The 13,367-nt window shown below is 72.9% G+C and carries 11 protein-coding genes; 5 read left to right on the plus strand and 6 right to left on the minus strand.

From position 1 onward, the window contains the following. Positions 1-39 precede the first annotated feature (39 nt). The 5 genes from ACWEPX_RS01760 to ACWEPX_RS01780 form a co-directional block, all read right to left on the minus strand. Positions 40-585, minus strand: a complete 546-nt coding sequence (locus tag ACWEPX_RS01760; RefSeq protein ID WP_451895145.1) for an aspartyl/asparaginyl beta-hydroxylase domain-containing protein — start codon at positions 583-585, stop codon at positions 40-42. A 17-nt stretch (positions 586-602) separates the two neighbouring features. Then, a complete protein-coding gene (locus ACWEPX_RS01765) occupies positions 603-2,546 on the minus strand; it encodes a prolyl oligopeptidase family serine peptidase (protein WP_451895146.1) in 1,944 nt (647 codons plus the stop codon). A 26-nt stretch (positions 2,547-2,572) separates the two neighbouring features. Next, positions 2,573-3,547 (minus strand): enolase C-terminal domain-like protein, encoded by a 975-nt coding sequence (locus ACWEPX_RS01770; protein WP_451895147.1) that lies wholly within the window; start codon positions 3,545-3,547, stop codon positions 2,573-2,575. Between the two features lie 85 nt (positions 3,548-3,632). After that, positions 3,633-4,853, minus strand: coding sequence for an ATP-grasp domain-containing protein (locus ACWEPX_RS01775; RefSeq protein WP_451895148.1), 1,221 nt, complete (start codon positions 4,851-4,853; stop codon positions 3,633-3,635). After that, the gene (locus ACWEPX_RS01780; protein ID WP_451895149.1) at positions 4,850-6,106 is read right to left on the minus strand and encodes an ATP-grasp domain-containing protein; all 1,257 of its coding nucleotides are present in this window, start codon (positions 6,104-6,106) and stop codon (positions 4,850-4,852) included. Before ACWEPX_RS01780 ends, ACWEPX_RS01775 begins: the two co-directional genes overlap by 4 nt. 82 nt (positions 6,107-6,188) lie before the next feature. Between ACWEPX_RS01780 and ACWEPX_RS01785 the strand changes: the two genes are divergently transcribed. The 4 genes from ACWEPX_RS01785 to ACWEPX_RS01800 all read left to right on the plus strand — a co-directional run bounded on the left by ACWEPX_RS01785 (position 6,189) and on the right by ACWEPX_RS01800 (position 10,896). Continuing rightward, positions 6,189-7,091: a TauD/TfdA dioxygenase family protein gene (locus tag ACWEPX_RS01785; RefSeq protein WP_451895150.1), complete on the plus strand. Its 903-nt coding sequence runs from the start codon at positions 6,189-6,191 to the stop codon at positions 7,089-7,091. Between the two features lie 136 nt (positions 7,092-7,227). After that, entirely contained in the window at positions 7,228-8,544 is a 1,317-nt protein-coding gene (locus tag ACWEPX_RS01790; protein ID WP_451895151.1) for a preATP grasp domain-containing protein, read from the plus strand. Continuing rightward, positions 8,537-9,724: an MFS transporter gene (locus ACWEPX_RS01795; RefSeq protein ID WP_451895152.1), complete on the plus strand. Its 1,188-nt coding sequence runs from the start codon at positions 8,537-8,539 to the stop codon at positions 9,722-9,724. Before ACWEPX_RS01790 ends, ACWEPX_RS01795 begins: the two co-directional genes overlap by 8 nt. Beyond that, on the plus strand, positions 9,724-10,896 hold the full coding sequence (locus tag ACWEPX_RS01800; protein WP_451895153.1) for a GNAT family N-acetyltransferase: 1,173 nt from the start codon (positions 9,724-9,726) through the stop codon (positions 10,894-10,896). The genes ACWEPX_RS01795 and ACWEPX_RS01800 overlap by 1 nt, the downstream gene beginning before the upstream one ends. A gap of 246 nt (positions 10,897-11,142) precedes the next feature. Here the strand turns inward: ACWEPX_RS01800 and ACWEPX_RS01805 are convergent, their stop codons facing one another. After that, entirely contained in the window at positions 11,143-11,562 is a 420-nt protein-coding gene (locus ACWEPX_RS01805) for a peptidase inhibitor family I36 protein (protein WP_451895154.1), read from the minus strand. Between the two features lie 193 nt (positions 11,563-11,755). Between ACWEPX_RS01805 and ACWEPX_RS01810 the strand changes: the two genes are divergently transcribed. After that, entirely contained in the window at positions 11,756-12,901 is a 1,146-nt protein-coding gene (locus ACWEPX_RS01810; protein ID WP_451895155.1) for a hypothetical protein, read from the plus strand. The last annotated feature ends 466 nt before the right edge of the window (positions 12,902-13,367 follow it).

A 13,367-nucleotide genomic window follows, 5' to 3' on the forward strand; every position in this document is an offset into this window, starting at 1 on the left:
TCATCTATCGGATCTCTTTCCCCTGTCCGCGGGCCGCGGTCAGTCGATGATGGACATCACCAGGTGCACGCGGTCCGCGGGACCGGCGTTGTAGGCCGAGTGCGGCGTGGTCGTGTCGAACACGTGCACCCGACCGTCCACCGGGACGTGGTAGGTCTGGCCGGTGCGGAACAGCAGCCGGGCGTCCTCGTTGGTCACGATCGCCACGTGCGCCTTGCGCGTGGAGTCGGTGTGCATGTGGTAGATGTCCACCGGGTTCAGGGTGATCAGCCGGACCCGGCCGACGGCGAACGGCACGGCGCGCACGATGTCGTGGAAGACCAGGTCGCGGCAGTGCTCGTTGAACTCGGTGAACTCCGTCTCCTCGTACCGCTTGCGCCCCGTGGCCTGGTCGTACTGGCCGAGGGCTGCGTCGCGCCACGGGTCCTGGCCCGGGCGGTGGGTCAGGCCGTGGCCGGGGTCCTCGCCGGGGCCGGTGTAGGCGGGCACCCTGGCCAGGAACCGCTCGTAGTCGGCCACCACGCGGGCCGGGTCGAAGCGCAGGTCGGGCAGCGGGAAGGCCACCTCGGCGGTGGTTGCGGTCATGTCTGGTCCCCCTCGGATCAGCTGGTGAGGTCGATGGCCGGGACGTCCGGGGCGGTGAACCCGAACACCCGCGCGTACAGGGCGAGTTCGGCGGTGAGGCAGGCGGTGATGGTCTCCACCTTGCGGAAGCCGTGCTGCTCGCCCTCGAAGGCCAGGTAGGCGTGCGGGACACCGCGCCCGCGCAGCTTGCCCAGCAGCAGTTCGGCCTGCTCCGGCGGGCACACGGCGTCGTCGAGGCCCTGGAGCAGCACGAACGGCGCGCGGATGGCGTCGGCCCGCGCCAGCGGGGACACCTCCGCGTAGCGCGCCTTGGCCTCGGGCCACGGCCCGATCAGGCTCTCCAGGTACCGCGACTCGAAGTCGTGGGTGCCCGCGACCCGCCACGACACCGGGTCGAGCACCGGGAAGTAGATGCTGCCCGCGCGGTAGAGATCCGGCTCGGCGGCCAGCGACGCCGCGGCCGTCCAGCCGCCCGCGCTGCCGCCGCGGATGGCGGTGCGCGCCGGGTCGGCGGCGCCCTCGGCGATGAGCGCGCGGATCGCCGTGGCGCAGTCGCGCACGTCCACCACGCCCCAGTTGCCGTTCAGCCGCTCCCGGTAGGCCCTGCCGAACCCGGTCGAGCCGCCGTACTGCACGTCCACCACGCCGATGCCGCGGCTGGTGAAGTAGGCGAACTCCTGGTTGACGACGAGCTGGCCGCGGTTGGTCGGTCCACCGTGGACGTGCACGACGAACGGCGGCAGCTCCCCGTCCGGCGCGGTGAAGTCCGGGTTGTGCGGCGGGTACACGTAGGCGTGCACGTCCTCGCCGTCGGGGCCGGTGAACGTGCGCTTGACCCCGGTGGGCAGGTAGTCGGCGTTGGGCACGGGAGCGGGCCGGATCGGCTCGACGCCGCCGTCGGGGTCGGCGATGACGATCGTGCGCCGCAGCCGGGGCGCGCCCGCCAGCGCGGCGACGCGCCTGCCGTCGGTGGCGGGCCAGGACCACTCCGTGTACGGGCCGCCGAAGTCGCGCAGGGAGCCATCCGGTTCGAGGACGGCCAGGGTGCCGCCCCCGGTGCCGTGCACGACGAACAAGCGCCCGCCGCCGATGGGCAGGAACCAGCGGGCGCCCAGCCGCCACAGCGGCTCGCCGAACTCCTCGGCGCGGGGGCACAGCGGCCGGGTCGGCCCGTCGACGGTCAGCTCGTAGAGGTTCCACCAGCCGTCGCGGTCGCTGAGCAGGTAGAGGGTGTCGGGCCGGTCGGGCGCCCACTCGACCTGGCTGACGGCGGTGTCCCCGCCGCCTGCCACCAGCCGGGGCTCGCCCAGCTCGGTTTCCCCGACCACCGGCGCGCACATCACGTCGGTGCGCTCCCACGGCATCGAGGGGTGGTCCCAGCCGAGCCAGACCGCGTGCTTGCCATCCGGGGACACCTTGGGGCCGGTCATGAAGTGGTGCGTGGCGGCGAGGACGCGCACCTGCCCCGGGTCGTCGGCGGCCGAGCCGTCGAGCGGCAGGGCCACCAGGTCGCGCCGCACGTCGGTGGGGGCGGGTCCGGTCATGGACTCGCGCACGCCCCACAAGTGCCCGCCGACGACGGTGAAGTCGGCGTAGTGGTCGCCTGCCGGGCGCGCGGGCTCGGGGCTCAGCGGCCTCACCGTGCCGTCCGGGTCGGCCCGGTAGACCCGCTGGTCGTCCCAGTGGGTGAAGGCGAACGCGCCGCCGCCCAGCGACGCCCACGGCCTGCCGCCGTACTCGATGACGCGGCTGCGCACGTTCCACCGCGCGTCCAGCGCGTCGGCGATGGTCCCGTCCGCGGCCCGGCGCACGAGCGCGCTGCGGCCGTTCTCCTCGGGCCGGTTCTCCACCCACCAGATCTCGTCGCCGACGCAGTCCAGGTACTCGACCTGCTTCTCCCCCGCCGCCACGCCTGCGGCGGCGATCGGCGACGTCCACGACCCGTACGGTGCGGTGCGCACGCTGCTCCCCCTCGTGTCCACTCCGGTCATGCCACGATCGCCGGGATGCCGGGCGCCGAGCTGTCCAGCCGGTACTCCGGGACCTGCGGGTGGTCCGGCGAGATCCAGAAGTGCCCGTCCAGGTCGGTCCAGTCCGCGGCGCCGGTGAGCTGGGCGGCGTAGGCGATGGCCCGCGGCGGCTCCAGGTAGCAGCCGATCATGCGGGTCGCGCCGAGCCCGGTCAGGTGCTCCAGCGCGCGGCGGGCCGGGAACAGCCCGCCGAGCTTCATCACCTTGATGTTGGCCCCGTCGGCGATCTCGGCGGCGCGGTGGACGTCGGCGAGGCTGCCGATGCCCTCGTCCAGCACCACGGCGGTGTCCGGCAGCGCGGCGCGCACCTCGGCCAGCAGCGCGGGGTCGCCCACCGGGTCCTCCAGCACCGCGGGGGCGAGTTCGGCGACCAGGTCGCGCACCGCGCGCCAGTCGTCGGCGTCCCAGCCGCGGTTGACGTCGAGGATCACCGGCCCGGCCACGCCCAGCAGGCCGCGCAGGACCGCCGCGTCGTCGGCCCCGCCGAGCTTGATTTTCAGCGGCCCGGACTCCGGCATCGGGTCGCCGATGGGCACGGTGGTGACCAGCCGGACCGGGCCCGGCTCCGGCAGGCCCAGCAGCCGCCAGACCGGTTGCCCGCGCAGCCGCGCGGCGCGGTCGAGGAACGCCATCTCGACCAGGGTCGACGCCCACGGCGACACCTCCGCCGCCGCGAGCGCGGCCTCCAGGCGCACCGGGTCGCCGCAGTCCGGGTCGGCCGCGATCGCCCTGGCCAGCTTGTCGGCCTCGACGGCGATGTCCTGGCCGTGCTGGTCGTGCCCGGGGTCGGCGGAGATCTCCCCGAGCCCGACCACCCGGCCGTCCGGCTCGGTCAGCGCCAGGGTCAGGATGTCCACGGTCACGGTGGTCATGTGGGCGACCTGGAAGGACTTCGCCAGGCGCAGCTCGCGCACGTCAACGGAGACGATCATGGCGTGCTCCCCTCCCGCTCGACCGCTATCGACCTGATGCTGGCAACACCTTGCCAGTGCCTTGCCGCTCTTGGCAACCCCCAGGTCACCCCGGTTCGACCACGAACCCCACGGCGTCGGCGAGGCGCTGGGCGGCAGCCCTGGCCTCGGCCGGGGTGCCCGCGCCGACGACCACCACGCCCGCGCGGTCGCCGGACTCCCGGACCGGCCGGACGAGCGAACCCGGCGCGACCGACAGCTCCGCGTGCAGGACGGCCGGGTCGGCCAGCACCCGGTCCCACCCGTCGATGCGGACCAGCCGCCCGGGCGGGGCGACCAGGAAGCGCGCCGCGGCCGCGCGCGTGGGCGCGAGGTCGGGCGGGGCGGCGCGGCCGAGGACGTCGTCGCAGAGCAGGCCGAACAGCTCCAGGCCCGGGATGGCGTGGCCGAGCAGCGCGTGCAGCCAGTCCCCGCCGGGGCGCGGGTGCACCTCCCCGAGCACGACCTCCTCGCCGCTCAGCCAGAACTCGACGTGGAACACCCCGAAGCGCAGGCCGAGTGCGGTCAGCGCCGCGGCCACCTCGCCTTCGGCCGCGCGCCGGACGGGCTCGGGCAGCTCGGCGGGCAGCACGTGGCCCGCCTCCACGAAGTGCGGCGGGGGCAGCTTGTCCTTGGCGGTCAGCGCCAGCACGCGCGGCTCGCCGCCGATGAACACGCCTTCGGCGCTGAACTCGGGGCCTGCCACGAACTCCTCGACCAGGAACGGACCCGGGTCCGGCAGGAGCGCGACGGCCTCGGGCAGCTCCTCGGCGCGGCGGACCTCGCGCACGCCGATGCTGGCCATGCCGTCGCGCGGCTTGACGACCCACGGCCCGCGCGTGCCCGCCAGGAACTCGGCGGCCTCGGCGAGGTCGCCGCACAGCCGGAACGCGGGCTGGCGGAAGCCCGCGGCGGCCAGCGCCGCCCGGCACTGGTCCTTGTTGCGCACCAGCCGCACGACCTCCGGCGGGTTGCCTGCCGCCCCCAGCGCGCGGGCCGACTCGGCGGCGGCGACCACGACCGGGTCGCGCAGGCCGAGGACGAGGTCGAAGCGCTGCGCGTGCTCGCGGACCCAGCGCACGCCAGCGTCGGGGTCCTCCGGGTCGACCGCGGACGCGCCGTCGGCCAGCGCGGTGACCGCCGCGGTCGCGGCGAGCGCGTCGGCCCGGTGGGTCAGGTGGGTGCGCAGGCCGCGGGCCTTGGCCTGGGTGAGGGCCAGGCGCACGATGTCCATGCTGGAGCCGATCGGGTTGGCCCCGCCGACGATCAGCATGCCGGGCTCGGTCACGGCCGGGCCAAGCGGTAGACCAGGTCCTTGAGGTCGCCGATCACCTTGTGGTCGGCGCGCAGGGCGTCGTCGTCGCCGACCATGAACACCCGCAGCGGGCTGGTGAGCAGGTCGGTGGTGGGCCGCAGGCGCGCGCCGGGCGCGACCCGCACGACCACGTCGCACACCGTCGGCAGCGCGGCGATGGCGTCCACGGCGGCCTGGTCGATCGACTCGACCACCCCGTCCAGGGTGGTCTGCGTGTTGTGCACGACCGCGGACTGCTTGCGCCGGTAGACGCGGCCGCCGTACCGGGCCAGGAACTCGTCGGGCCGCGCGCAGGCCAGCGCGGTCAGCCCGGCCTGGTTGGCGTCCATGCAGCGGTCGTGGAAGTCCGGGTTCATGTTGCCGTTGAGCCGGGCCCCCACCTCGACCAGCGCGGGCCCGTCCGGGGTCATGATCACCTCGGCGTGGGCGGGGCCGTGCCGGATGCCCAGGGCGTCGAGCGCGGCGTCCACGTAGGCCACCAGCTCGGGCACGGGCGCGGCGTCGGGGTCCATGAGCACGTCGCGGTCGTAGAGCGGGCGCCCGGCGCCGGAGGTGGACTTCTCGTACTCCCAGACCCCGCAGACGAAGCGCCTGCCGTCGCGGCTCACGGTGTCCACGATGTACTCCGTGCCCGGTAGGTACGTTTGGACCAGGACGGCCTGGTTCTGCTTGCCGAACATGGTCGTTGCGCCCAGGATCTCGGCCGCGGCGGCGCGCACCCGGTCGGGGCCGTTGCAGACCACGACGTTCTGGGTGGACGCGGAGTCCAGCGGCTTGACCACCACGGGGTAGCCCGCCCGGTCGGCCCACGAGGCGGCGGCGCCGGGGTCGGTGGCGGTGGCCTGGCGCGCGCAGCGCAGCCCCGCCGCCCGCACGGCCTCGATCATCCGGAACTTGTCGCGCCGGGCCGTCGAGCCGCCGGTCCCGTTGCCGGGCAGGCCGAACCGCTCGGCCAGCGCGTCGACCAGCGGGACGGCGACCTCGGAGCCCGCGACGACCGCGCCCGGCCGGTGGGCGGCCAGGGCGGCCATGCCCGCCGCGTCGTCGACCCCGGTGCAGACGACCGAGGCCGCGTAGGCGGAGAGGTCGGGCGGGGCCATCGCGGGCAGCGGCTGCGGTGTGCTCTGCACGTGGACCACCTCGACGCCGAGCGCGCGGAAGGCGGGCGGGAGGAAGTTCCCGGTGGAGTAGCCGTCCACGATCGCGGTGGTGGTGACCATTGCCATGGCACAGACATTGCCATAGCCTGACAACCTCTGGCAACATCGGCTGGGCTGCGTCCCGCGCCCTTCGCCAACCAGAAAGGCCATGACCGTGACGGAACTGCTCACCAGGCCGACCGGCGTCACCATCACCCGGCTGGCAGGCAACATCGGCGCCGAGATCGGCGGCGTCGACACCAGCGGCCCCCTCAGCGACGAGACCGTCGCCGAGGTGCGCGCGGCGCTGCTCGCGCACAAGGTGGTCTTCCTGCGCGACCAGGACCTGAACTACGACACGCAGAAGGCGTTCGCCGAGCGGCTGGGCGAGCTCACCCTGAGCCACCCCATCTACTCCGCCCCCGAGCGGCGCCCCGCGCTGCGCGAGATGGACTCCAAGCACGGCACCAAGGCCAACCACTGGCACACGGACCTGACGTTCATCGACCGCCCGCCCGCGTTCTGCCTGCTCCACGCCAAGGTCATCCCGCCGCTGGGCGGGGACACGATCTGGGCCAACTGCGCCACGGCGTACCAGAGCCTGCCCCCCGAGCTGCGCGACCTGGCCGACCGGCTGCGCGTGGTGCACAGCAACGACTCCGACTTCACCTCCGACACCGTCGACCACCGCGGCGCCTACATCGAGCAGGCGTTCGAGGCCGAGCACCCGGCCGTGCGCGTGCACCCGGAGACCGGCGAGCGCACGCTGCTGCTGGGCGGGTTCGCGCGCAGCGTGGTGGGCATGTCGGCCTCGGCGGGGCGGGACATCCTGCGGGCGCTGCAGGAGTACGTCACCCGCCCGGAGCAGACGGTGCGCTGGAAGTGGCGCGTCGGCGACCTGGCCATCTGGGACAACCAGGCCACCATGCACTACGCGATCTACGACTACGGCACCGAGCACCGCCGGGGCGAGCGCCTGACCACCATCGGCCAGGTCCCGGTCGGCGTCGACGGCAGGCCGAGCGTCGCCCTCAGCGGCGACGCCACGGCCTACAGCGCGGGCCTGCGCTAGCGTTTTGGTGTTGCCGCCGCACGATCGGGCTGTCCACACTCGGATCTAGTCAACGAGGCTGTTCGCACGCCGTCGAGCCCAGGGCCGTCCCGGCACGCGGGTCCGCGCGGCGCAACGGGAGAGGGGATCGCCACCGGTGGCCCGCCTTGTCGTGGGAAATTACGCGATCGAACGAGCCCTGCCCGGCCTCGCGCCGGACACCCGCCGGACCGCGGGGATCCAGGGCCAGCGCATGCTGTGGAGCGCGGCGGCCGGGGACGGCCTCCTGCTCGCCCGCCACCCGGACGAGGACTTCCTGCGCTACGCCTGCGGGCTGCTGGGGATGGACCGCGACGCGCTCCGCGTCGTGGTCCCGCCCCCGGGCCACCTCGGCGCGGACGTGCTGACCACCGATCGGGTGACAGCGGAGCCGTTCCTGGGCAGCCTGCGCGAGCTGGGCGTCGAGGGCGTGCTGCCCTACAGCTTCGACGAGCTGGCCAGCAGGCTGGTCACCCGGCTCGGCCTGGCCGGGGCCGTGCCCGGCTTCGGGTTCATCGACCAGGGCGGCGGCGACCTGCTCAACAGCAAGGTCGTCTTCCGCGCGGTGGCCGCCGGGATCGGGTTGCCGATCCCGGACGGCATCGTCACCGACCAGGCCGACGAGGCGCTGGCCTTCGCCTGGCCGCTGCTCGCCGACGGCCGGATGGTCATCGTCAAGCAGGACGTGCACGTCGGCGGGCTCGGCAACGAGATCCTGCGCCCCGACGAGTCGGGCGCGGACCAGATCGGCGCGCTCACCACCGTGCGCGTGGCCGACCGGGCCGCGCTCGCCGAGCACCTGCGGGCGTCCTGGCACCGCTACTCGGGCGGATCGCGCAGCCGGGTCGTGGTCGAGCACTACGAGCCCGACTCGCTGCCGATCTGGGCCGAGGTCGAGGTCGGCGCGGAGGCCGCGACCCTGGTCGCGGACGGGGTGATGCGGATGAAGCCGATCATCAACGGGGTCATCATCCCGATCCCGCCGCCCACGTCGCAGCTGGCGGCCTTCCCGGGGTTCCAGGCGCACGCGATCGCCCTCGGCGAGGCGATGCGGGCGATGGGCTACCGCGGCATCACCAACATCGACGCGATGGTCACCCCCGACGGGCGCATCCTGTTCAACGAGTGGAACGCCCGCCTCGGCGGGTGCAGCCACCTCTACCGCATCGGCGAGCGGGTGCTGGGCGGGGACTACCTCGCCGACCGCTGCATGGTCGAGCGCCGCGGGTGCCCGTTCCCCGCCTTCGACGCCACCCTCGCCAAGCTGGTCGACAGCGGGCTCGCCTACGACCAGCGCACCCGCACCGGCGTGCTGGTGTCGGTGTTCGGCGACACGGGCGGCGAGGCGACCATCATCGGCGCGGACGTCGCCGAGACCGAGGCCCTGGAACGCGAGCTGGTCGCGCTGTTCCCGGCGGAGGGCGCCGATGACTGAGACCGGCTACCGCAGCATCGCCACCAAGGCCGTCTTCACCTGGGCCGCCGCGGCGCTGGCCAACAAGCTGCCGATCGCCATGGCCCCGCTGGCGTTCGTCTTCCTGGCGCGCGACCTGCCCGGCGGCTACACCCTGGGCGCCACGCTGGCCGCGGTGTGGGTGTTCGCCGAGGTGGTCGCCGCGCCCGTGCTGGGCATGTGGTTCAAGCCGGAGCACGCCCGCTGGCACCTGGCCGGCGGGCTGGCCGTGGGCGCGGCGGCCTTCGCCGCGCTCGCCATCGGCCGGGAGCTGCCCACGGCCGCGCTGGTCGTGTTCGCCTTCCTGGCCGGGGTCGGCCCCGCGGCCTCGCCGAGCGGGCTGCGCGCGCTGCTGACGGCGATGGTGTCGGAGAAGGACGCCGCCAAGGCGCTGAGCGCGGAGACCGTGCTGATCAGCGTGGTGTGGGCGTTGGCGCCCGCGGTCGTGGCCTTCCTCGCGCTCGCGGTGTCCCCCTCGGCGCCGGTCGCCCTCGGCGCGGCGCTCAACGTGGTGACCATCCTGCTGGTGTTCCGGCTGCCGCCCGGCAGACCCGCGGAGGGCCCGCCGCCGGGCAAGCGGGCGATGGGGCACACCCTGCTGTCGGCCTGGCCCATCTACCTGACCGCGGCGGCGAGCATGGCGATGGTGTCCACGATGGAGCTGGCCCTGCCCGCGCTGCTGGAGTCGCGGGAGCTGGCCGTCGGCTGGGTCGGGCCGCTGCTGACGGTGTTCTGGGTGACCAGCGTGATCGGCGCCTACGTCTACGGCAGGCGCTCGTGGCCGGGGACCGCGCGCGGGCACAGCCTGGTCTGCCTGCTGGCGACGATTGCGGCGGTGGCCGCGGTCGCCCTGCTGCCGACGGTGATCGGGATGGGCGTCGCGCTCGCCATCGGCGGGCTGTTCCAGGCGTGCGTGCTGATCACCCGCAACCTGTCGCTGCGCGACCGGCTGCCCGAGGCCGCGCACACCGCGGGGTACTCGATCATGTACGCCACGACCGGCGTCGGCTACGGCATCACCGCGGCGACCACGGCGACCGTCATGGCCACCACGACGCCCGCCGCGGCGATCCTCGGCGGCGGCGTGATCGTGCTGATCCTGGTGCTGGCCAGCGCGCTGGCCGAGCGCCGCCAGGCCGCCGCCGCCCAGGAAGCCGCCTGATGCACCCGCTGCGGCCGATCCGGGCCGAGGAGTTCGAGACCTGGGCGCGCACGATCGCCTTCACCTACGGCGAGGAGCGCCGCGACTGCGAGCTCGCCCTGGAGCGGGCGGCCATCGAGCTGGACCGCACGCTGGCCGCCTTCGACGCCGACCGGATCGTCGGCGGCGCGGCGATCTTCTCCCGGGTCATGGCGGTGCCCGGCGCCGCGCTGCCGATCGCGCGCGTGTCCTGGGTCGGGGTCTCCCCCACGCACCGCAGGCGGGGCATCCTCACCGCGATGATGCGCCGCCAGCTCACCGAGCTGCACGAGACGGGCGGCGAGGCGGTGGCCGCCCTCAACGCCGCCGACGGGGGCATCTACGGCCGCTTCGGCTACGGCATGGGCACCCGCGAGGCCCGCTTCGAGGGCGACACCCGCGCGATGGGCTTCCGCCCGGGCGTCCCCACGGGCGGCCAGGTCCTCCTGCTCCCCCGCGCCGAGGCCCGCCCGCTGATCGAGGCCGTCTACGCCGAGGTCTGGCCCACCCGGATCGGCTGGCGAGCCCGCACCCCGGTCTGGTGGGAAGACCTCCTCCACGACGACGACCACATGCGCGGCTCCGCGACCGCCCTGCGGTTCGCCGTCCACCACACCGAGGACAAGCCCACCGGCTACGCCCTGTTCCGCCTCGGCGGCGGCGCCATCCACGTCCTCGAACTGGCCGCGTCCACACCCACCGCCTACGCCACCCTCTGGCGCTTCCTTATCGACATCGACGGCCACCCCACCCTCCACGCCACCGGCTCCCCCGACGAACCCCTCCCCCACCTCCTCGCCAACCCCCGCTCCCTCCACACCACCACCACCGACGACATATGGGTCCGCCTGGTAGACATCGACCGCGCCCTATCCGCCCGCCGCTACGCGACGCCACTCGATGTCATCCTTGAGGTGGAAGACACCTTCTGCCCGTGGAACACCGGCCGCTACCACCTCACCGCCGACCCCACCGGCGCGACCTGCGAACGAACCCCCTCCACCCCCGCCCTCCGCCTCACCGCCGCCGACTTGGCCGCGACCTACATGGGCGACACCACCTTCGCCGTCCTGGCCGCCACGGGCCGGGTGGAGGAGATGCGCCCAGGCGCCATCGCCACCTGCACAAACGCTTTCCGCGCACCAGCCGGGTGACATGGCCACGTAGAGTGATACGGGTCGGTACCGCCGCACGGCTGTTACCGACTTCCTGGACGAGTCCTCCAACAACTCGGCAGAACCGCATCGCTATTCAGGCATAGCGGCCGCCCTTACACTTCACGACTCCGCGGCGATTCCCTCGCCCTGTGCACGGCCGCGGGGGACTTGTCGCCCGCGGCCGTGGTCTGTGTAGGTGGTGCCGGTCAGCCCAACGTCGGGCTGGTGTGGTCCGGCTGTGGGTTAGAGGAACTTGTGCGAGGCGTTCTCGTGGTCGAGCGGGCCCAGGCCTCCGTCCAGTCCGTCGAGGGGTGCGAAGGTGATCGAGGTGCCGCCGTAGTTGCTGTTGTAGTAGAGGCGGACGGAGCGGTTGCTGTAGTTGTAGCCCGATAGCGCGTTGTTCTTCACGCACTCCCCCTTGCCTTCCCCGTCGCCCTTGAACTCGTAGCAACTGGGCTGGGTGGTCCCGTAGTTGGGGATCGAGGTGTTGAAGTCCGACACCGAGCCGGTGAAGTCGAAGCCGTGGAACAGGCAGAACTCGCCCGGCTCGCAGACCCCGTTGCGCGCCACCGCAGCCACCCCCACCTCATCCGCCGAGGCGGCCTGCGGAACCGTGAGCACACCGGCCACGGCCAACGCGACAGCGGCCAGGCTTTTGATCATTCGTATCCCGAACATTTCCCCCATCGCCTTTGAAACAGGTGGACGAATCCAACCGGAATGAACAGCGTATCCAACGAAAGAGATCAGTTGGGCAATTTCACCCGGTCGGTTGAGACGATTGTCGGGGCGCGGCGGGACGGACGTGGACCAGCCAGCGATCAAGCCACCGGCGGGAGGTCGTACCCTCTTCGCCATGGCTGCTCATGATCAAGACGACGTGGACGACACCTCGCTCTCCCCTCTTGGGGAGTTCGGGCGCAACGTCGAGTACGCGCTCGATCTGGTCCGAGGGGGCCGCTACCTGGAGCGGTTGAAGGTGGGCGCCTTCGACGTGACCGACCTCTACCGCGCGGCGTGGATGCAGGCGGTGGCGGCGCTCGACCACTGGGTGCACCGCGAGGTGTACGCGCGGGCGGTGGGCTTCGCCATGAACCCCTCGGTCCCGCGACCGGACAGGTGGTCCAAGATCGCGGTGCCGATGAGCACCCTCGAGGCGGTCATGCAGAACAAGGCCGACTTGGCCGAGCAGTTCACCGACATCCTGCGCGACCAGTTCGGGCACCTGTCATTCCAGAACCCGGCCAACATCAAACAAGCCTTCGCGTATGTCTGCAGCACGCCCCTGTGGCCGGCCGTGGCCAAGGAGATGGGCCAGGGCGCAACTGCGACCTCGGTGCAGGAGCGCCTCAAGGAGATCGTCTGGCGGCGCAATCGCATTGCCCACGAGACCGACATCGACGCCAGCACCGGTGCGCGCAGGCCCATCACCGATGCCGACGTGACCGACGCCCTCGAATGGATTCAGCAGCTGGCGACTGCGATCCACGCGGTCATCGGCCCTCCGCCGCCGGTGCCGAGTCCTTCTCCTGCTACCAAACGGAAGTGGGACAGGAAGGACATCGACGACGCGCTCACCGGGCCCGCCGCTGAGGTGGTCGAGGCGCTTCTGGCCCACGCCGATGCCCACGGGGCCCAGTTCAAGGGCGGCACCAGCGCCGAGCCGAATGGCGCCCTGCACTACGTCATCGCAGGCAAGCGCCGTTCACTGTGGTCGATCTGGTTCACCGGGGGCCGCCCGTCCATCGTCCTCAGCCTCGCCTCACTGACCTGGGCCGACCCCGCCCTCTCCTTGGCCGTCGTGCAGGCGCTGCGCACCCACCCGGCACTGGACGCCGCCCTCCTCCACGACGACGACACGATCATCCAGAAGTATCCCGCGATCGACCTCAACACCGTTGCCTTGGCCGACAACGCAACCACCCACCTGATCAGCGCGCTGGACGCCGCCCTCGCCTACAAGTCCGAGACTCCCACCGAAGCCGACGCCCAGCACGACTGAGCCGGACGCGGAAAGGTTCCGTGCTGGGGAAACACCTGCACTCCACCAGGTTCACGACCACCGCACCCGGCCGGGGCCGATGAACGCGGCGCTGACCACCAGTCCGTAGCGCACGATCCGCACCCGATCGACGCGCCATCGTCACCGAAACTGTCCCACCGGACGGGCTTCGCCTGGTGCGCGGCTCGTTGAAGTGCTCGGCACCGCGCAACTGGCCCGCTTGGACCAGGTTCGTCGGTGCGTGGATGTTGGCGGTGTCGTGCGTCGGCGTCGTTCGACGGATCGGTGCGGGGTTTGCTGTCCTGCTTCGCCAGCCCGGGCAGCAACGAGGGCCGGGCGCGGATCACCTGGCGGCTCCAGGACGGCGGCCAGGACAGCAGCGTCGTGGACGTCCACCTGACCGGCACCGCCCTGTCGACGGCCAAACTCGCGGGCGCGGTGCGAGGGCCGCTTCGCAGGCGAGGGC

The organism is Actinokineospora sp. NPDC004072 (assembly GCF_053604195.1).

What these genes read in the sequence shown, in the direction of transcription:
- ACWEPX_RS01805 (WP_451895154.1), bottom strand. Translation starts at nt 11,562, where the DNA reads ATGATCAAAAGCCTGGCCGCTGTCGCGTTGGCCGTGGCCGGTGTGCTC.
- ACWEPX_RS01760 (WP_451895145.1), bottom strand. Translation starts at nt 585, where the DNA reads ATGACCGCAACCACCGCCGAGGTGGCCTTCCCGCTGCCCGACCTGCGC.
- ACWEPX_RS01785 (WP_451895150.1), top strand. Translation starts at nt 6,189, where the DNA reads ATGACCGTGACGGAACTGCTCACCAGGCCGACCGGCGTCACCATCACC.
- ACWEPX_RS01810 (WP_451895155.1), top strand. Translation starts at nt 11,756, where the DNA reads ATGGCTGCTCATGATCAAGACGACGTGGACGACACCTCGCTCTCCCCT.
- ACWEPX_RS01800 (WP_451895153.1), top strand. Translation starts at nt 9,724, where the DNA reads ATGCACCCGCTGCGGCCGATCCGGGCCGAGGAGTTCGAGACCTGGGCG.
- ACWEPX_RS01795 (WP_451895152.1), top strand. Translation starts at nt 8,537, where the DNA reads ATGACTGAGACCGGCTACCGCAGCATCGCCACCAAGGCCGTCTTCACC.
- ACWEPX_RS01780 (WP_451895149.1), bottom strand. Translation starts at nt 6,106, where the DNA reads ATGGCAATGGTCACCACCACCGCGATCGTGGACGGCTACTCCACCGGG.
- ACWEPX_RS01770 (WP_451895147.1), bottom strand. Translation starts at nt 3,547, where the DNA reads ATGATCGTCTCCGTTGACGTGCGCGAGCTGCGCCTGGCGAAGTCCTTC.